Source organism: Colwellia ponticola (assembly GCF_005885605.1).
GTDB lineage: Bacteria > Pseudomonadota > Gammaproteobacteria > Enterobacterales > Alteromonadaceae > Colwellia > Colwellia ponticola.
The window spans coordinates 112587-132651 of sequence record NZ_SZVP01000005.1 but is presented as its reverse complement, the minus strand read 5'-3'; the positions used below and the strand labels follow the sequence as shown (position 1 = coordinate 132651).

The following is a 20065-nucleotide window of genomic DNA, read 5'->3' as shown; positions in this document are numbered from 1 at the left end:
TGCATCGAGCCTATGTTAGGCTGCACATTTTTTTCCTTAACGTTTTATGTCAATAAACTTAACAAAAGCTCCCGTTGAGCTGACATCAACCAGCCTAATACCGCGGTATTCACAACAACAGTGAACCAAAAAACAACACGGAACTCTGTTTTTTTAGACTTATGGCGAAGCAATTGTTGTGCTATCGCTGCACCAGGCCAGCCACCCAGTAATGCTAGTAAGTGTAAGGTACTTTCTTGTGTGCGCCATTGACCTCGTTGTGCTTTAGACTTATCAAATGCGTAGGCAAAAAACGTAATAATACTCAAGCCTAAGTAAATAAATACTATTTTTTGAGGTAAGTAATGCAAAAAATAGCTAACGGTGAGTACGACAAAAAACAACACCGGTAAATATATTGAGAGCTTAGCTATTGGTGGTGTTACCTGTTTTTTATGTTTATTACGGACTTTTTCGCCGGCAAATGTTGCCTGATCTGCACAATATCTCCCTTGATTATCTTTTACCACTGAAAAACTCACTATGTCATTGATTTTGGGTGAGCGATTTCGGTTGGTTAGCGCATTTTTATGAATGAAGATTTTATCACCCCCCCCATTAGGGGTAATAAACCCAAACGCTTTGTCGGCATGCCAGTTAATTATTTTTCCTGTCAATCTCATGTGAACTTCCTTGTGTTAATTGCTATGACAATGATGACCTTATTCAATAAGGTTTTGTAAGGTGTAAAACGCAGCACTCTCTTTGTCTTCCTTGGCGCAAATACTGAGTAAATCTTCAATAAAATGCTTTAAGGCGCGCTGCTCTATTTGCTGTATTTTGTGTTGTTGCGCCGCTGTTAGCATTTGATAGCGTGTCGCAGCACCAAAATCACCAAAAATGATATTGCCTTGTTTATCAAATAAGGTGTTATGAGCGTATAAATCACCGTGACATACTTGCTTGCTATGTAAGTGGGTAAAGACGTCTTGCATTTGTTTTACTATATTACTGATCAAGGTTATGGGTAAGCTGAAATCTTGCGCAAAGGTATCTCGGGTGCAGCTGTTAAAGCAAGGTGGTAAGCCAAGATTTTGATAAGGCTCAGGAATAAGACTCATGATCAATGCTAGATAACCTTCTTCATTAACCTGTGCTAATGATTGCACTAAATTAGGGTGATACCCTACTTGTAAGCACGCCTGTAACTCATCTTGTGGGTAACCATCACTGGTGACTTCACCCTTAAAAACTTTAACCGCGATAGCCTCGGGAAATTGTGTTTGTGGTGTATTCCAATGTGCTTTTGAAATAACCCCTGACGCGCCTTGACCGAGTACTTCCTTTAAGGTGTAACTTGTTGATGGAAGTTGCGGTACTGAGCTGGTATCGCTGTTATTGTCGTTAGTACACTTCACCTGGCTAAACGGGTTACCCGCAAAAGCAAACCACGCCAATTTGGGCAAGTTTAATAATTGTTCAGGACATTGGCTTAGTTGATTAGCTGAGATACGCACCAATTCAAGATTATGGGCTTGTGCTAATGTTGTTGGTAACTGTGTTAACTGATTACCCGCCAAGGCTAGTTTTTGCAATCGTGGTCGCTCTCCTAAACTATTAGGCAAGGTTTCAATTAAATTATCCGTTAATATTAACCAACGTAATTGTGCAGGTAGCGACTCTTGGGCTACTTGTGTTATTTGATTAGATTTAAAGCCAACCATTTCTAACTTAGGCAGTTTTCCTAATACTTCTGGTAAATGCGTAAAGTTATTTTGCGAGGCAAAAATTATTTTTAATTTACTCAGTTGCGCCAACTCATCAGGTAACGACGATAGTGCATTATGGGATAAATCAAGCACCTCTAAAGTGTCAGCGAGGGTTAAAATTTCTAAGGGAAATGTGCTGAGGTTTTCAGATAATTTAAGCTGGCTGATGCCGGCAAGCTCACCAGAGCGAAGTTGAGAAAGGGTTTGCACAATAAAACGTCCGTTTATAATGGTTAAAAACGGCGTTAGTGTACTAGAAAACTAGGGTTAAATCAGGGCTAAGTTAATGTTAAGTCAGAGGGGCGTGAGAACACTATGTCGCTTAATTTTTGGGCTGATATTTAGGATGTAACTTTAAATAATCACACCACACACTAAAGTTAGTATGATTAAAACGCTTGTCTGTGGCGGTATACCATTTTGAATAGCCCATGCCTTGTAAACGAAATAATATTTTATAGCCGTCAATCGCTACATGACAAATTAAATTTTCCGTAGTGGCATTACTGACTTGTATTTCTGCAAAGCCATTAATATTGCGTTGATGCTTTACGTCTATCCTAGGCATAGCTGATACGCTGGTTGTTAGTAATAAAAACAGCAAAAAACATACAATTTTAACTAACATCACTACTTTTAGCCTGTTAATGAAATAATATTGAGTTTAGCATTGAAAGCTCATTAAGTGTCTCCATTACTTATAATAGCGTTATAATTTATCTTAGTTATAACAATCCAATAACAATATTATAAAATGTGCTCTGATAGAGGCATTAACAAGAGATGATAAATCATGGCTAATTTTGTAGCAATTAAAGCAGACAAACATCATAACCTTAAACTTGCTAGTAAGCGTGACCTTGCACATGTTGCTGAGCAGCACATTGTTCCTGTTACTGCTGCTGAATATGCACAAGCATCAGCCAGCTTTCCAGTGGTATTGGTGAAAAACCCTGAATCACCACGTTACCGTAGTGTTGTTATGTTAGGTTTAGAAGCGGGTGAAAACTTATTTTATAACGATAGTAAATGGACCGGTTTGTCATTACCACAAAGTGTTGGCATGGCACCGTTCGCCTTAGGTTTAGATCCAGATAAAGAAAACACTTTAACGGCTTGTGTTGATGTTGAGAGCAACTTAGTTGGTGAAGATAAAGAGTTAGCGTTATTTGAAGCTGAAGGTAAAGAATCAGAATTATTGATTAATGTACAAAACTCTTTAGGTCGTTTATATGAAAATGAAAAAATGACCGAGAGCTTCATTAAAGAATTAGAAGAAAATGATTTACTACAAGAGCTTGAGCTGAATGTTAATTTAACGAGTGGTGAGAAGAAAAAACTCACGGGTGTTTTTACTATCAATGAAGATAAAGTCAAAGCACTAGCAGAAGACAAAGTAATCGATTTCCATAAACGCGGCTTGTTTGTACCCATTTATGCCATGTTAGGTTCTTTAGGCCAAGTTAACCGTTTAGTACAATTACGTAACCTTACCGGTAAAAATGATATTGCAGGTATTCAAATTGCGCCATTAGTGAAAGCCGATGCGGAAACAGCAACGGCAGAAAGCTAATTTTTTAGTCTGACAAAGTCTAAGCGTTACGGGTAAAATAATAAGAGGAGCTTTGGCTCCTTTTTTGTTTTTAAGTGAGTGCTTTATTGGTCACATTATCGTGTTGTTGTCGCGATATCATAGATATTAATGAGTAGAGCCTTTATTACCCATTACCCATTGTTCAATGGCAGCAAAAACAAGATAAATATTATAAAACTAAGTTTATTCTAATTTTGAGTAGGCTTGGGTATAATCGAGTTAATTATTTCTACTGAGTATATACCTACGTGGCTATACACCTTCCTTTTGCCAAGTTAAGTCATTGGCAGCAAATTGCTTTTTCGGCTGCTTTACTTGAACGCATGCTACCTAATTATCAAATGTTTAGTGAAGCGGTTGATTTTGGCGACGCTAAAGTATTGCGCAATCAACTTGATATCATTTGGCAATGGCTAGCTAATCGCAACACGGTCAAAATTAATATTGATGCACAATTAATTAAATTAGAGCCACAAACGCCTGATCCTGAAGCCTTCGATTCTTTCGGTGTATTTCCTGCACTTGATGCTTGTATGGCATTAACTGCGTTATGGCAGCTTATGCAAAGTAAACCGCAGAAGAAAAATAAAACATCAGTAGTCGAAGTTGACGATATTAGTAGCATTAGTCGCCTTTCATATAATAGCGTTAGCTACTATGTTGAGTTGTTGTTACTTGATGAAGCTGATACAGACAATCAAGACGTTAATGCCGCAGAACTAGCGATTACCCAAACGCAAATAAATGCCCATCCTTTAGTGCAGTGGGAAAGTGATACTCAACATGAGTTGTTCGATTTTCTAAAATTTGCCGCCGAAGATAAACGCAGTTGTGAATTAGCAAAGAAAATGAGCTTATCGGAAGGTTTATCTAGTTTAGGTATAGAAATCATATAATAACGACTTTGTTATTTTGAGCCTATAGGTTGTTAGTGCTTGCTTAAATAACCTCAAACCAAACTCAAAAATAAGCGTATAAAGAAAAATATCTCTTAATTTAGGAAATGCATATGCAGTTATTCAGTAGTGCCTTGCTCGCCGTTATTTTATTTACCTTAACTTTTTCAGTACAAGCAAACAGTGTTGCTGATAAAAATAGCCGAATAGAGCGCACCATTACTCAAGCCATGAATACGTTTCAAGTGCCGGGAGTTGCGGTTGCCATTATCAAAGATAATGAGCTAGTAATGAGTAAGGGTTTTGGCGTTATTGAACAAGGTAAGCCCGCAAAAGTTACGGCGGATACTTTATTTGGTATTGCGTCAAATACTAAAGCGATGACCGCTGCTTTATTAGCTAACCTAGTGGATGAAGGAAAGTTAACTTGGCAAACTAAAGTCATTGATATTATTCCTGAATTTCAAATGCCTAGCGCCTATGTTACTCGCGAGTTTACTATTACCGATTTACTGGCGCATAACTCTGGTTTAGGTCTAGGTGCTGGCGATTTGATGATTTGGCCGCATACCACCTTAACGACAGCCGATATCATTAAAGGGTTAAAATATTTACCACAAGTCTCAAGTTTTCGTAGTGAGTTTGCTTACGATAATTTAATGTATATTATTGCTGGCGAAGTGATTGCTCGCGTTACTGGCCAGACTTGGAATGAGGTTATTCAAGCGCGTATATTTACACCTCTTGGCATGAATAACACCCGAGCAACGTTCTCCTTAATTGAAAAAAACAATACTAATGTAGCCAGAGCACATGTCCCTCTTAACGGTAAATTAAATGTGGTTGGTGGCAACTTTTTAGAGAAGTTTTCATCAGCAGGCGCGGTTGCCTCAAGTGTTAATGATATGAGTCTTTGGTTGCAAGCACAGCTAAATAAAGGCGCATATGGCGCTAAATTAAGTGCACAGTCACCTCGTCTATTTTCAGCTGAGCAAAGCGATAAAATGTGGCGAGCGCAAACCCTGTTGTCTGTTTCTGATAGCGCGACGGAGCAAGATAAAACCCATTTTTCAGCGTATGGTTTAGGTTGGTTTATGAAAGATTATCATGGTGTGAAGTTAATTCATCACAGCGGTGGTATCTTGGGTATGGTATCAAAAGTAGTATTAGTACCAGAAGAAGATTTAGCCATGGTTATTCTCACTAATCAGCAATCGGGCTATGCTTTTAATGCGATATACCAACAAATATTAAACGAGTACTTAGATTTACCTGACAAAGATTGGACCGCTCATTACCATCAAAAACAACAGCAAAGCATAGCTAAAGAGCAAAAACGCTTAGCGAAAGCCGCTCAATCAGTGAATAAAAATTCAGCGCACTCATTAATATTGCGAGATTATGCCCAGACTTATGTTGATAACTGGTATGGTGAAATTACTATTAGTTTTAAAAATAATCAGCTGCATATGCAGTTTGGCAATACGCCAGAGCTAGTAGGCACGTTAGAGCATTACCAGCACAATACTTTTATTGTTCGCTGGCAAGACCGAACACTTGAAGCGGATGCCTTTGTTAATTTTAATCTTAATGAAGAGGGGGGTATTAGTTACGCCACCATGAAAGCCGTATCACGAGCAACTGACTTTAGTTTTGATTTTCATGACCTAAGGCTAGTACCGAAAAAATAACGCTAGCGCTAAAAAAGGAATGTTGAAAGGCATTCCTTTTTTGTTCTTAGTTTTACTTTTAGTGATGCGGTAGGCAAAAGTAGAACAACTAATTTAAAAATTGTGTTTTTGCTTGGCGCTTACCAATGACATTATTAATATCTAAATGACTATTATCATCGGTTTTTTTTAGCTCGATCCCTTCATGATTTAATAACCATAATTTACGTTCAATACCGCCAGCATAGCCAGTTAATGAGCCATTAGCGCCAATAACACGATGACAAGGCACAATGAGCGTAATTGGGTTTCTACCATTTGCGCCACCCACGGCTTGTGAAGCTTTGGGTTTATCTAACTGCTTAGCGATATCACCATAAGACTTTATCGCGCCAAAAGGAATTTGTGTTAAACACGCCCAAACAGCTTGCTGAAATGGCGTACCTTTTGGCACTAGCGGCACAGTAAAAACTTGGCGTTGACCAGCAAAGTACTCGGTTAATTGCTGTTTACACAGCGCGGTAATGTGGTTAGTTTTTTGTTTACTCTGTTTATCATTTACCCTATCGCCACAGAAAATAGCTTGGTAGATCCCTTGCTCAGTTGCCATAAATTCAAATAAACCTAAGGGCGTATCGAGGTAATCAATAAACATGGTACTTGCTCCAGAGGCTAATCTATAGCGAGGTAAAGTGGGGTGCTCAAATGCTCAAAAAACATGGCAACCTTATAATCAACGTTAGCAGAAAAAATAGTACTACGATTGATACTGATAAAGGCGATAAACAACTTGCCCTGCTAACTTCTCTTTGATTAGTTGCCAGTTGCTCGGTATTACTTGTGTGCTTTGTGCTTCCATTTCGACATAAATAAGTGCTTGATCGGCTAAGCCAACGTTATTTAATAGCTGCGCGGCTTGTTCTACTAATTGCTTTCTAAAAGGCGGATCGAGAAAAACTAAATCAAATGGTTGCTGAGCATTTTGGGGTAGTGTTGGCGTTAGACAGCCTTCTTTTAAAAAAGTCAGAGCATCACTATTAATTACTGCTAGGTTGTTAACATTGAGCAAGTCTTTATTCGCCAACAATTGCTTGGCAGCAGCTCTATTTAATTCAACTAAAGTGACATGGCCAGCGCCACGTGACAACGCTTCAAAGCCTAAACTGCCTGAGCCAGCAAAACAGTCTAAACAGTTAGCTTGACCAATATAAGGCATCAACCAGTTAAAAACGGTTTCTTTAACTCTATCCGTTGTAGGACGTAACCCTTCAGCCATTAATACCGGTAATTTTCTTCCTTTATATTTACCCGCAATAATACGGATTTTACCGGCAGGCGTACCTTGGCCACTTCTAGGAAGAATTTTTTTACTGAGTTGTTTCTTTGCTTGCTTCATATCACTGACAATGTTGCTATTAGGTGTTAATATGACGGCAATTTTATCCTTGTTTGGTCTTTATACCAAGTAGATTGTCGTATTATTCATCCTCTTGGTGTTACAGCAAACATATCCATACTGCAATATTTAGGTAGCTAAACGTGTCGAAGAAAAAAGGTATGTTGTCTTGGTTAGGTTTTGGCAAAAAATCAAAAAAACCAAGCACTGAAGAAAATAACGATGAGGTTCAGTCTACGACTGAGCATGAGCATGAGCAAGCGATCACAACTGATGCCGTTGAGCCTATTGATAATAAAGCCATTGAGTCAACTGATGGTGGTGTTGTTGAACCTGTAACGGCAAAAGAAACCGAACAAGTACCTGAAAATACGACAGAACAGGTTACTGAAAAGCCAGTTGCAGAAGCAGTTGAAGTTTCAGTTACCCCAGCTGTAGTAGAGCCAGAGACAGAAGTAACCGCAGTGCGAGAAGCACCAACGGTTAATGCTGAGGTGATTATTGATACAAAAAATATCGATGAAAAAATTACTCAAGAACAAAGCGTCGACGAAGCTATTAAGGTTATTGATACGAATCTGACAAACGATGTCGCTAACGACGTACTACCTGAAGCAAAACTATTAGCTGAAATGGAGGCTGCTGAGCAAGTTGATACTACTGCAGAACCAGAACCAGAACCAGAACCAGAACCAAAAACAGAACAGCCAGTTGAAGTTAAAGAAACTAAGCTTGGTTTTTTTGCGCGTTTAAAACAAGGTTTAAGTAAAACTAGGCAAAACTTAGGTGATGGCTTAGTTGATTTGTTTCGTGGCAAACAAATCAATGATGATTTGTTTGAAGAACTAGAAACACATTTGCTGCTAGCTGATGTTGGTGTTGAAACCACCATGAAAATAATCGACTCCTTGACGCAAAGTGCGAGTCGAAAACAGTTAAAAGATGCGTCTGCCTTGTATGATTTACTTAAAATAGAGTTGAAAAAAGTTATTAAAGAAGTGAGTCAGCCGTTAGTTATTCCTCAAAGCGACGGGCCTTTTGTTATCCTTATGGTGGGTGTTAATGGTGTGGGTAAAACCACCACCATTGGTAAGCTTGCTAAGCAATTTCAAGCAGACGGTAAATCGGTAATGCTTGCCGCGGGCGACACTTTTAGAGCAGCGGCGGTTGAGCAATTACAAGTATGGGGTGAACGTAATGACATTCCGGTTATTGCTCAGCATACTGGCGCTGATAGTGCGTCGGTTATTTTTGATGCGATTAATGCGGCAAAAGCGCGTAAAGTGGATGTTATTATTGCTGATACAGCAGGGCGTTTACAAAATAAAGCTCACTTAATGGAAGAGTTAAAAAAAGTTGTTCGAGTAATGAAAAAACTCGATGTTAACGCCCCTCATGAGGTGATGTTAACGCTTGATGCGGGCACTGGGCAAAATGCATTAAGCCAAACTAAATTATTTAACGAAGCTGTTGGTCTAACAGGCTTAACTATTACTAAGCTTGATGGTACGGCTAAAGGTGGTGTTATTTTTGCGGTTGCTGATAAATACAGTATTCCTATTCGTTATTTAGGCGTTGGCGAAGGTATTGATGATTTAAGACCTTTTAATGGAGATGATTTTATTGATGCACTTTTTAGTAAGTCATAGAGGTATCACTACTGTTGCGTGTTAAATTAACCTTCTTACTCGTGTAATATATAAAGATAATATGATTAATTTTAATAAGGTAAATAAAACCTATCCAGGTGGCTTTCTGGCCTTAAAACAAGTCAGTTTTAACTTAGAAAGCGGTGAAATGGCATTTTTAACCGGTCATTCAGGTGCAGGTAAAAGTACCTTGTTAAAGTTAATTTCTTTAATGGAAAAACCTAGTTCAGGTAGCATTCAAGTGAATCATACCGAACTTGCTGATATTAAATACAAGCAAATACCCTACGTACGCCGGGGTATTGGTATGATATTTCAAAGTCACAACTTACTTAAAGACCGTACTGTTTTTGATAATGTTGCTTTACCATTAATTATTGAAGGGGTTAGTCACAGTGAAATTAAAAAGCGGGTGGCAACGGCTTTAGACAAAGTACACTTAACGAGTAAGTCCAAGTGCTACCCACATATGTTGTCAGGTGGTGAGCAACAGCGCGTTGGTATCGCTCGCGCTATTGTGAATAAACCACCGATTCTGCTTGCCGATGAGCCTACCGGTAATTTAGACCCTAAATTATCATTAGATATTATTAGCTTATTTGAAGAGTTTAATGCCGCTGGTGTTACCGTACTTATTGCTACTCATGATCTTGGTTTAATTGCACGGATGAAATACCGCACCTTGACCCTTAAAGAGGGCACTATGATCAACGATGGTATTGTTGATGGTTTACAGGCACAGGGGACAAGGCATGAGCAACATTCATAGTAGTGGTTTAAAATCACGTTCAAGTTTTTTGGCTCGGTTGCTAACCTTACCTATTCGGCATGTACAACAAGCCGTGGGTAGCTTAGGTAACTTATGGCGCACACCTTTTACGACGGTAATGACCATTTTTGTTTTAGGTATCAGCTTGGCATTACCGGCAACATTACACCTTTTTGTTAAAAATGCACAACAGGTCAGTGAACAATGGGACAGTGCTTCACAAATCACCTTATTTTTAAAACTTTCAACCAGTGAAAAAAGCGCTCAAAATTTAGTGCAGCGCGTTAGTCTTTATAATGAGGTGGCTGACGTTCGTTATATTTCTGCTAAGCAAGCATTAAAAGAATTTAAAGTCTTATCAGGTTTTGGCCAGTCGCTTGAATATTTAGATGAAAACCCATTGCCAGCAACCTTACTTGTGACCCCAACACAAAGAGCGAGCCAAGCAGAGGCGGCGAACGCCTTATTAGCAAAGCTAAGTAAAGAGCGTGAAGTTGAGCAAGGTAAGCTCGACCTAGAATGGTTAACACGATTAGAAGCCATGGCGCGTTTAATTGAAGATATTGTACTTGGTGTTGCTTTATTATTATGTTTATCTGTGGTGTTAATTGTTGGTAATACCATTCGCTTAGCTATTTTAAATGAAAAAGATGCTATTGCCATTATGAAGCTGGTAGGCGCAACAGATAGCTTTATTCAGCGACCTTTTTTGTATTCTGGTATTTGGTACGGTATTTTTGGCGGCATACTCTCTTGTATTGCTGTAACACTGCTAGCTTGGTACTTGGGTTATGCTATTAGTGATTTAACTGAGCTTTACCAAAGTAATTTTCAGTTGGAGGGCTTATCAATCCGTGAAGCCTTGATGTTAATTAGCTTTGCCATTGTGCTTGCTTTAACGGGCAGTTATATTTCAGTAAGGCAACATATCAAAGCGATAGAGCCTAATGCTGATTGATAAATAGCCCTTATTTGCCTCTATTTATTGTTAATTATTTTAGATACTTACAAATAGTCACATTAAATTCATCAAAAAATCGCAAGTTCGCCTTGTCTAGGGCTCTCTATTAAGCTAATGTTTGTGCCGCTGACATCGTCAACTGTGTCGATATGTGTTATAATATCGACCGATTGAAGTATGCTACTGTTAAGCAGACTAAGTAGTCGCTAAGTAAATTTTCACAGCTAAGTAAATTTTTCCAATGCCGTACCCACGCAAATTACTTAGACCAATTATTTAGAAATTATTCTGAAAAGCATTGTAATAAATACTTTTAAAAGAATGCTTTTACCAGTGAACAATAAGCAAATAGAAAACAAAGAATTGAGGAGTTTTTATGAGCCATGCAATGCAACTTACCTTACCACAAAGTGGTAGTATTGAAGCATACACGCGATCCGCCTATAGCATTCCTATGCTAACCGCAGAAAAAGAACATAATTTGGCTACTCGTCTCTATAACGAAAACGATTTATCAGCGGCACAAGAATTGATTATGTCGCATTTACGGTTTGTTATTCATATTGCCAAAGGCTATTCAGGCTATGGTTTACCTCATGCCGATTTAGTACAAGAGGGCAACGTTGGCTTAATGAAGGCAGTAAAACGCTTCAATCCAGAAGTTGGCGTACGCTTAGTGTCGTTTGCTGTACACTGGATTAAAGCAGAAATTCACGAATATGTGCTTAAAAACTGGCGTATAGTGAAAGTGGCTACCACAAAAGCACAACGAAAATTATTCTTCAACTTACGAAAAAATAAAAAACGTTTAGGTTGGTTTAGTAACGAAGAAGTAAATACCGTTGCTGAAAACCTTGGGGTAACGACTAAAGATGTGATGGAAATGGAATCTCGTATGAGCAGCTATGACCAAACGTTTGAGCTATCTAAAGATGACGATGATAATATTGGTGCTAGTAATTTCGCACCTGCGCAATATCTTGAAGATAATCAATCTGATTTAGCCGTTGAAGTTGAAAATGATAATTGGGATAACCATGCCAATGAACGTTTATCTACTGCATTAGTCGCACTGGATGAGCGTAGTCAAGATATTATAAAAACACGTTGGTTAACCGAAGATAAAACCACCTTGCAAGAGCTTGCTAATAAATATCAAATATCGGCAGAACGTGTCAGACAGTTAGAAAAAAATGCCTTATCTAAATTAAAAAATACCATGGTATTTGACTAGTTAAAAAATAGTTTTTAGCGGCAATAAGAAAAATCCGATATTGAACAAATATCGGATTTTTTTTATGGTAAATTATCGATATTTTATCGTTTGTGTTGCTTTTTTGTTCTTTTTTATTAATGAGTTAATGATGAGTCTGTGTTATCTAGTGTTTTTTTATGACTTGTTGAGCGAAAAAAACGTTCCGATAAAATAAATATTGTTTTAGCTCATCATTTACCGCTTTTACTCGTTTCCCTGTATTATTTAGGTATATAATACTTTTATACCAAGCATGCGTTAACACAGTGATTAGCCATGTGAGCATCAAAGCATAGGAGTGAATTTATTATGGGTGGCATTGGCATTTGGCAACTAGTCATTATCGCAGTGATTATCGTGTTATTATTTGGCACTAAAAAGTTACGTAACTTAGGTGGTGATTTAGGTTCAGCAGTAAAAGGTTTTAAAAGCGCTATAGGTGAAGAAAAAGATAAAAAAGATAGTGCAGACACAACGGCAGATACTTTGGCACATAACGAAAAAGCTAGCGAAGATGTGAGTAAAAACACAGCCGATAAATCTAAATCTAAAGATACCGATCAGGCTTAATGTATGTTTGATATTGGCTTTTGGGAATTAATTGTTATTGCAATTATGGGTTTAGTTATTTTAGGTCCAGAGCGCTTACCCATTGCAATTCGCACGCTTCGTGGCTGGATATCTGGCGCACGAAAATTCAGTGATACTGTTAAATCCGAGTTGACGGAAGAATTACGTATACATGAATTGCATGCTAACCTAAAAAAAGCCGAAGAAAATAATTTAAAAAACTTAAGCCCTGAAGTGGCAGAATCGTTAAAGTCACTACAAGCGGCAGCAGACTCAGTTAATGAGCCTTTTAAGAAAGTTGATAAAGAACCTTCAGATTCAATGATTTCATCTTCATTAGCATCGGCTCCGCAGACCATGGCTGAGTCAAATAAAGCGCACAAAGAAATCAATAACGAAACTCATAGCGAAACTTCGAATAAAGTGAACAACGACCTCGAGAGTAACGTGTCGCAGAAAATATCAAATACCGATGCCTCAACTATGTGGGACGAAGTAATAGATAATGCAGAAAATACCGTAAAACCAGCTAATCAAGAAAGTGATAAACCTCAACCATGAGTAATACTCCGGTACAAAATGCGAGCCTTTTCGACCACCTGTTAGAATTACGTAATAGACTATTACGGTCAGTTTTAGGGGTGTTAATTGTCTTTTGCTGTTTAGTGTATTTTGCACAAGATATTTACCAATATGTAGCACAGCCACTGCTATCTGTTATGCCTCAAGGCTCTCAAATGATAGCAACAGATGTTGCTTCTCCTTTCTTTGCGCCGTTTAAACTAACCTTAGTGTTGTCATTATTTATCGCCATGCCATTTGTTTTATATCAAATATGGTCTTTTGTGGCTCCGGGTTTATACAGTAATGAAAAACGTTTAATCGCGCCTTTAATGCTGGGTTCTACCTTGTTATTTTATGCGGGAATTGCTTTTGCCTATTTTCTTGTTTTTCCTGTGGTTTTTGCCTTCTTTACTTCGGTTGCACCTGAAGGTGTGGTTATTGCAACAGATATAAGTAGTTATCTCGATTTTATTTTAAAACTATTTTTTGCCTTTGGCGTAGCCTTTGAGATTCCTATTGCGATCATTTTAATGTGCTGGACTGGTATAACAACACCTGATAGCTTAAGAGAAAAACGTGCTTATGTGGTTGTTGGTGCATTTGTTATTGGTATGTTATTAACACCACCCGATATCATTTCACAAACAATGCTTGCAGTACCTATGCTACTTTTATTTGAAGTAGGTATTTTGATCGCTTCGATTTATCATAAAGCAGACAAAGCCTATGACGAAAGCGACTCGAGTGATGTAAAGGAGCATTAAGATGAACCATACCGTAAAAAAAGCCGTAAAAATAAGCGTAAAAAAAATAACGCAACTAACTTGTTATGCCTTCGTCACCCATTTATTTATTGCACCAATTGTATCGGCTAAAGAAACTCAGCTTGCCACTAAAATATTAACCTGCAGTGAAATAACAGATAACCAATCAAGGCTAGGTTGTTTTGATGCACTTACGAGCAACAATAACCTAGTGGTCGATACTGCTAAGCCTTTGGTAATAGATAAAACGATGTTACAAGCAGAGCAACAAGTTGATGACTTTGCTAAAGAACATGTTAAAAAAACCACCAAAGAACTAGAGAAAGAAATCGATTCTATTACGCTAACTGTGAGTAAGCTTAGTAAAACAGTACGCGGACAATGGAAAATTACTTTTGAAAATGGTCAACAATGGCAGCAAAAAGATAGTGGTACTTTATCGCTCCAACAAGGTGATGAAGTCACGCTGACTAAAGGAGCGTTTAGCTCCGTATTTTTACAAAAAGAAAATATTAATAGACGCATTAAGGTAAAAAGACTTAAATAGGACAAGATTACCTTGACTGAAAGTACTCTCATTGATGTTGGCGTGAATTTAACCAGCCAACGGTTTGATAAAGATCGCGAGGCGGTACTTTGTCGCGCGCAAAATTCAGCACTTAGTGCTTTACTCATCACAGGTACTAGTGTCGAAGAAAGCCAGAAAGCATTATTATTGTGTGAGCAGTATCAAGCCAACTTCCCTGGTTTTTTATATAGCACAGCAGGTGTTCACCCTCATGATGCTGACCATGTCAGTAGCGATTATATAGAGCAACTTAAGCAATTAGCTCAACATGATTACGTTAAAGCGATAGGTGAGTGTGGTTTAGACTTTAACCGAAATTTTTCAACCCCCGCTCAACAACAAAGAGTCTTTAGCGAACAAGTTGCTTTAGCCGCTGAACTCAATATGCCATTATTTTTACACCAGCGTGATGCCTTTAATCCTTGGTTTGCTACGCTAAAACCCTATCTAGATAAAATACCGGCTATGGTGGCACACTGTTTTACCGGCTCAAAGGATGAACTTAGCCAGTGTATAGCCGCTGATATGTATATCGGTATAACAGGTTGGTTATGTGATGAGCGCAGAGGGCAGGCATTGCGTGATATTGTTAGTTTAATTCCATTAAACCGATTATTGATTGAGACTGACGCGCCTTATTTAACTCCACGAACGATTCGACCTAAACCCAAAAGTAGCCGTAATGAACCGAGTTATTTACCTTTTATCGTCAAAGAAATTGCCAGTATAACTGGCGTTGACCCAACAGAAATAGCTTGGCAAACGAGTAGTAATGCCGCTAAGGTGTTTAATTTTTCTTCAAATAATGAAGCCCTATAAATGAAGTCACTGCTTAGGCAAATAAGTGTAGGCTTAGCATCTTTAATGGCGGCATATTCGCCTGCAAGCATGGCTATGACTGAGAAAAATTATGAGTATTTATATTTTGGCATAGGCTTTGTGTTTGGTAGCTTAGTGGCCTTATTAATATGTGTGTACCTCAAACGACATTACTATAAGAAGTATCAAAGAAAAGTATTATTACTTAAATCAGCACAAAATAAAGAAAAAATAGTAGAACAAGCAATGAACACCTTAGCTAAAAAGCAGCAAGAGAATCAGGACTTGTTAGAAGAAAGAGTACAAGAGCGAACCTTAGAGCTCAATATAGCCTTACAAGAATTAGCCAGTGCTAATCAAGAGCTAGAACGAAAAAATGTGTTAGATGCATTGACAGGTTTACATAACCGTCGCTATTACGACCAGAAGATATTGGCTGAATATCGTCGTAGTCGCCGTAACCTTACCCCCTTGAGCTTAGTATTAATTGATATTGACCATTTTAAATCGGTTAATGATAGTCACGGTCACTTAGCGGGTGATCATTGTTTAGTTTGGGTTGCTAAACAAATAAAGCAAAGTTTAAAACGCAGTGCTGATAAAGCATTTCGTTATGGTGGTGAAGAGTTTTGTTTAATTTTACCTGATACTGATGCTCAAGGTGCTTTTCAGATTGCCGAGCAGTTACGTTTACTTATCAGTCAACAACCTTGTCAGCTTGACGTTGCTGATATTAGACTAACCATTAGTTGTGGTACCTGTACTTATCAACAAGAAGCTGATGTTAGTCCAGAACAAATTTTTGCTGGTGCCGATAAAGCTTTATATGAGGCCAAACATAACGGCCGAAATAGAACCCAACAATATACTTTTATTAAAAAGTAGTTTCACGAATCATATCTTCATAGAATAATTTAGGAATTCTTATGTCCCATAATAGTAACGCGGCTTTTGGCCAATATCCTGCTCGTCGTATGCGTCGTATGCGCGTTGATGATCATACTCGCCGTTTAATGGCTGAATCACAGTTAACCGTTAATGATCTTATTTACCCTGTTTTTGTGCTTGAAGGTGAAAATCAGCGTGAAGCGATTGCGTCAATGCCAGGGGTTGAACGTAAAAGTATTGATTTACTACTTGAGGAAGCACAAGAGTTGGTTGACTTAAAAATACCAGCGATTGCCTTATTCCCAGTGACCCCAAGTGATAAAAAATCATTAATGGCTGAAGAAGCGTACAATCCTGATGGCTTGGCGCAACGTGCCGTACGCGCGCTTAAAGCTAATTTTCCTCAGCTTGCCGTGATAACCGATGTCGCACTTGATCCATTTACCACCCATGGTCAAGATGGCATTTTAAGTGAAAGTGATGACAATAAAGCCGGTAAAACCGGTTATGTAGTCAATGAAGTCACTAAAGATATTTTAGTTAAACAAGCGTTATCGCATGCACAAGCAGGTGCTGATATTGTCGCACCTTCAGATATGATGGACGGACGTGTTGGTGCAATCAGAGAAGCTTTAGAAGAAAATGGCTTTGTGAATACTAAAATTCTAGCCTATTCAGCTAAGTATGCTTCTAATTACTATGGCCCATTTCGTGATGCCGTTGGCTCTTCAGCTAACATTAAAGGTGGTAATAAACATACCTATCAAATGGACCCAGCTAATAGTAATGAAGCCATGCATGAAGTTGCTCAAGATATCGCTGAAGGTGCGGATATGGTGATGGTAAAGCCTGGTATGCCATACCTTGATATAGTGCGTCGTGTTAAAGATACCTTTCAAGTACCTACTTATGCTTATCAAGTGAGTGGTGAATATGCTATGCATATGGCAGCCATTCAAAATGGTTGGTTAGCAGAGAAGCCTTGTGTTATGGAAGGTCTACTTGCCTTTAAACGCGCGGGAGCTGATGGTATTTTAACGTACTTTGCTAAGCAAGTAGCGCAGTGGTTAAAAGAAGACGCTTAAGTCAGTTACTAGCTCTATAGCATTGATATGCCCTAGCATAAAAAGCGCGATTTTATCGCGTTTTTTTTTCAGTTGTTTATTAAATTACCAAACTGAACAACAAATACCGAGGGGGGGGAGATGACTGCTCAATTAAGTATTATATTACTCAACGTGACTATTCTTTTTCTTGCTTATACTTGGTTATATCCCCAAGTAGCAGGAAAAAATTTACAAAAAGTAGCACTACTCGACTGCGTAGTTTCAGCGGTAGCACTGCTTATTGTCGCTAGTAAATATTGGGGGCTTGCAATAGCATTTGATTTTTTAAGTTATGAGCTAAACTGGTTTTGGTTTACCTTACTCAGTTATAGTCTTATTGAGATACCTATAGCTATTTGGTATTTCAGAGCGTTATGGCGTAAAGATGATAGCGAGAGTTAATCTTACTACGTTGAGTAGGGAAGCTAATGAAGGGTTGAGTAGGGAAGCTAATGAAGGTTAACAGTATTAGATAATTTTAGCGTTAGGGGCTAATTCAAACAGTAATCCTTCTCGCAGTGCACCACTAGAAAGACGTAATTCTTTAATATTTAAGCATTCAAATAAAGCAATTAAAATACATAAACCACCGGCTAATACGGCTTTTCGATCAGTTCTTAATCCGTCGATATCTATATTATCTATTGTTTTACAGCGGAGAAGCCGCTCTCTAATGTCATACAGAAAACTTAATGTGATTATTGCAGGTTGCTGACGGTGACTGAGTATTTCTATGATGGCCTGCATCGTACCAGAGCTACCGGTAGCCGATTGCCAACCCAGAGCAATGAACTCTGCTTTAACAGCGTCAATAACGGCAGTGGCATGCGCAACGCCTTGACTAAAGCTTTCTTTTGTTAATAGGCCTTTAGCAAAATACTGAGTAATTAAGCTAACACAACCCATATTCAAACTGACTACTTTTTTTGCGCTACAACCTACACCAACAATCATTTCGGTACTGGCACCACCAATATCAAGTACTAATTGTTTAGTATTCGTGGGTAGTTGATTGGCTGCTCTGGCCGTATGTACTGCCCCAGCATAAATTGTTTTTGCTTCTTGCTCTCCGCTCAGTAACTTTATCTGTTTAGGTAAAATATCTTTGGCGGCATCAAAAAAAAGTTGATTATTATTAGCAATACGTAGTGCTGCGGTAGCGACAATCAGAATATTAGTAACCGGAATAGTATGTAGATATAAAGCAAATTTTTTCAGGCAATTAAGACCACGTGTTATAGCTTCATCGGTCAGAAAATTATGCTCATCTAACCCTGCAGCTAAACGAATTTTTTGTTTAACTTTATTAACGATTTTTATTGATTTACCCGTTGGTGAGTCTACCACTTGGGTAATTAGTAGGTGAAAACTATTAGAGCCTAAATCTACCACCGCATAATGACTATCATCATACTGTGGTATTGCCTTGGGTTTAGCTTTAGCTTGATTTTGGCTCGTTAAGTTACTCAATCGACTCTATCCCAGATAATTAGTGAATTAACTACGATTACCGCTATGGTTATTACTACCACGGTTGTTCGGTCTTGTATTTGAGCGACCACCTTGTCTATTACTCGTTGTTCTAGGGCGACGTTGGCGAGGTTTAGGTTTAGGTAAGTCAGTTAATAACGCATCACTATCGTATTTTGTTACCGGTAGTTCATGTTCTATATAGCTTTCAATGGCCGGCAAGTTAAATACATATTGCTCACACGCTAAACTAATGGAATGCCCTGATTCACCAGCACGACCTGTACGACCAATGCGGTGCACATAATCTTCGCAGTCATCAGGTAAGTCATAGTTAAAGACATGCGTTACACTCGGAATATGTAAACCACGCGCGGCTACATCGGTTGCTACTAAAATATCGAGTGTGCCGTCAGTAAATTGTTCTAATACTTTAAGACGTTTTTTCTGTGGTACATCACCAGTTAATAAGCCAACACGAATATTATCAGCACTTAAATGGTCAAAAACTTTTTCACAAACATGCTTGGTATTAGCAAATACGATGGCTTTTTCTGGCCAATCTTCTTCAATTAACGTTTGTAATAAGGTCATTTTATCTTCATTAGAAGGGTAAAATAATTCTTCACTAATGCGGCTATTGGTTTTTTGTCCAGCGGCAACTTCGACACTGGTTGGATCATTCATGTGATCAAAGGCGAGCTCTTTAACACGGAATGATAAGGTTGCTGAGAACAACATACTTAAACGTTCAGTAGCAGGAGGCATTTTATCAAACATATAACGAATATCTTTGATAAAGCCTAAATCAAACATTCTATCTGCTTCGTCAAGTACAATGACTTCGATTTTACTTAGGTTGTAGATGCCTTGTTTCATGTAATCAAGTAAACGACCACAAGTGCCAATAAGAATATCGACACCTTTTTCAAGTTCTAGGCGTTGACTTTCATAACCTTCGCCCCCATATACAACTCCAAGACGTAATCCGGTACTTTTTGCCATTTCAGTAGCGTCACGATGAATTTGTATTGCTAATTCACGTGTCGGCGCCATGATTAAGGCACGCGGTTGATTATGCGTAGGTGCTTCTTTTTGAAGCAAATGATGGAAAGTGGCAGCTAAAAAGGCAATAGTCTTACCTTCACCTGTTTGCGCTTCGCCAGCAATATCAGTGCCTTGCAAAAGAACAGGTAAAGACTTTTCCTGAATAGATGTACAATAGTCGAAGCCCATGGCTTCTAGTCCGGTAACAACTTGCGGAGCAAGATTTAGGTCAGCGAATTTAGTTTCTGTTAAGTGTGTTTTTTTCATGGCGCTAGCTTAACAGTTTTGTTAGCAAAATGGTTGCTTAATAAATAATTAATTCATACAAACT

General features: G+C 38.4%; 22 protein-coding genes. 15 read left to right on the top strand and 7 right to left on the bottom strand.

The features are described 5' to 3' along the window. Positions 1-44: 44 nt before the first annotated feature. The 3 genes from FCS21_RS07815 to FCS21_RS07805 form a co-directional block, all read right to left on the bottom strand. On the bottom strand, positions 45-662 hold the full coding sequence (locus FCS21_RS07815; protein WP_138622123.1) for a cold shock and DUF1294 domain-containing protein: 618 nt from the start codon (positions 660-662) through the stop codon (positions 45-47). A gap of 39 nt (positions 663-701) precedes the next feature. Then, positions 702-1958, bottom strand: a complete 1257-nt coding sequence (locus tag FCS21_RS07810; protein ID WP_138622120.1) for a leucine-rich repeat-containing protein kinase family protein — start codon at positions 1956-1958, stop codon at positions 702-704. A gap of 112 nt (positions 1959-2070) precedes the next feature. Continuing rightward, positions 2071-2316 (bottom strand): hypothetical protein, encoded by a 246-nt coding sequence (locus tag FCS21_RS07805; RefSeq protein WP_246047103.1) that lies wholly within the window; start codon positions 2314-2316, stop codon positions 2071-2073. 225 nt (positions 2317-2541) lie between these two features. On the opposite strand from FCS21_RS07805, the gene FCS21_RS07800 reads away from it, so the two are divergent. The 3 genes from FCS21_RS07800 (at position 2542) to FCS21_RS07790 (ending at position 5929) form a co-directional block, all read left to right on the top strand. After that, entirely contained in the window at positions 2542-3321 is a 780-nt protein-coding gene (locus tag FCS21_RS07800) for a SapC family protein (RefSeq protein ID WP_138622116.1), read from the top strand. 269 nt (positions 3322-3590) lie between these two features. After that, positions 3591-4238 (top strand): YjaG family protein, encoded by a 648-nt coding sequence (locus tag FCS21_RS07795; protein ID WP_138622114.1) that lies wholly within the window; start codon positions 3591-3593, stop codon positions 4236-4238. 113 nt (positions 4239-4351) lie between these two features. Beyond that, entirely contained in the window at positions 4352-5929 is a 1578-nt protein-coding gene (locus FCS21_RS07790; RefSeq protein ID WP_138622112.1) for a serine hydrolase, read from the top strand. Positions 5930-6017: 88 nt separating this feature from the next. Here the strand turns inward: FCS21_RS07790 and FCS21_RS07785 are convergent, their stop codons facing one another. Together FCS21_RS07785 and rsmD are read right to left on the bottom strand one after the other, a co-directional pair. Then, entirely contained in the window at positions 6018-6563 is a 546-nt protein-coding gene (locus tag FCS21_RS07785) for a methylated-DNA--[protein]-cysteine S-methyltransferase (protein ID WP_138622110.1), read from the bottom strand. Between the two features lie 102 nt (positions 6564-6665). After that, complete coding sequence (gene rsmD, locus FCS21_RS07780; protein ID WP_138622108.1) at positions 6666-7304, bottom strand: 16S rRNA (guanine(966)-N(2))-methyltransferase RsmD; 639 nt, start codon at positions 7302-7304, stop codon at positions 6666-6668. A gap of 143 nt (positions 7305-7447) precedes the next feature. Here rsmD and ftsY point away from each other — a divergent pair, with 143 nt between their 5' ends. From ftsY to FCS21_RS07720, 12 genes are all read left to right on the top strand, one after another. Then, positions 7448-8953, top strand: coding sequence for a signal recognition particle-docking protein FtsY (gene ftsY, locus FCS21_RS07775; protein ID WP_246047101.1), 1506 nt, complete (start codon positions 7448-7450; stop codon positions 8951-8953). 61 nt (positions 8954-9014) lie between these two features. Then, on the top strand, positions 9015-9722 hold the full coding sequence (gene ftsE / locus FCS21_RS07770; RefSeq protein ID WP_138622106.1) for a cell division ATP-binding protein FtsE: 708 nt from the start codon (positions 9015-9017) through the stop codon (positions 9720-9722). Next, positions 9706-10680: a permease-like cell division protein FtsX gene (ftsX, locus tag FCS21_RS07765; protein WP_138622104.1), complete on the top strand. Its 975-nt coding sequence runs from the start codon at positions 9706-9708 to the stop codon at positions 10678-10680. Before ftsE ends, ftsX begins: the two co-directional genes overlap by 17 nt. Before the next feature lie 379 nt (positions 10681-11059). Continuing rightward, a complete protein-coding gene (gene rpoH, locus FCS21_RS07760; RefSeq protein ID WP_138622102.1) occupies positions 11060-11917 on the top strand; it encodes an RNA polymerase sigma factor RpoH in 858 nt (285 codons plus the stop codon). Positions 11918-12247: 330 nt separating this feature from the next. Continuing rightward, the gene (gene tatA, locus FCS21_RS07755) at positions 12248-12508 is read left to right on the top strand and encodes a twin-arginine translocase TatA/TatE family subunit (protein WP_138622100.1); all 261 of its coding nucleotides are present in this window, start codon (positions 12248-12250) and stop codon (positions 12506-12508) included. A gap of 3 nt (positions 12509-12511) precedes the next feature. Continuing rightward, the gene (gene tatB / locus FCS21_RS17020; RefSeq protein ID WP_171035659.1) at positions 12512-13069 is read left to right on the top strand and encodes a Sec-independent protein translocase protein TatB; all 558 of its coding nucleotides are present in this window, start codon (positions 12512-12514) and stop codon (positions 13067-13069) included. After that, a complete protein-coding gene (gene tatC, locus FCS21_RS07745; protein WP_138622098.1) occupies positions 13066-13836 on the top strand; it encodes a twin-arginine translocase subunit TatC in 771 nt (256 codons plus the stop codon). The genes tatB and tatC overlap by 4 nt, the downstream gene beginning before the upstream one ends. A 1-nt stretch (position 13837) precedes the next feature. After that, entirely contained in the window at positions 13838-14383 is a 546-nt protein-coding gene (locus FCS21_RS07740; RefSeq protein WP_138622096.1) for a hypothetical protein, read from the top strand. A 12-nt stretch (positions 14384-14395) separates the two neighbouring features. Then, on the top strand, positions 14396-15223 hold the full coding sequence (locus tag FCS21_RS07735) for a TatD family hydrolase (protein ID WP_138622094.1): 828 nt from the start codon (positions 14396-14398) through the stop codon (positions 15221-15223). Positions 15224-15298: 75 nt separating this feature from the next. Then, a complete protein-coding gene (locus tag FCS21_RS07730; RefSeq protein WP_138622280.1) occupies positions 15299-16108 on the top strand; it encodes a GGDEF domain-containing protein in 810 nt (269 codons plus the stop codon). Positions 16109-16149: 41 nt separating this feature from the next. Further along, complete coding sequence (hemB, locus tag FCS21_RS07725) at positions 16150-17196, top strand: porphobilinogen synthase (protein ID WP_138622092.1); 1047 nt, start codon at positions 16150-16152, stop codon at positions 17194-17196. 120 nt (positions 17197-17316) lie between these two features. After that, on the top strand, positions 17317-17619 hold the full coding sequence (locus FCS21_RS07720; protein WP_138622090.1) for a hypothetical protein: 303 nt from the start codon (positions 17317-17319) through the stop codon (positions 17617-17619). Between the two features lie 66 nt (positions 17620-17685). On the opposite strand, the gene FCS21_RS07715 is transcribed toward FCS21_RS07720, so the two are convergent. Beyond that, positions 17686-18687 carry a Ppx/GppA phosphatase family protein gene (locus FCS21_RS07715; RefSeq protein WP_138622088.1) on the bottom strand — a complete coding sequence of 334 codons (1002 nt, stop codon included), beginning with the start codon at positions 18685-18687 and terminating at the stop codon, positions 17686-17688. 27 nt (positions 18688-18714) lie between these two features. Then, positions 18715-20001 carry an ATP-dependent RNA helicase RhlB gene (gene rhlB / locus FCS21_RS07710; RefSeq protein ID WP_138622086.1) on the bottom strand — a complete coding sequence of 429 codons (1287 nt, stop codon included), beginning with the start codon at positions 19999-20001 and terminating at the stop codon, positions 18715-18717. Positions 20002-20065: the final 64 nt, after the last annotated feature.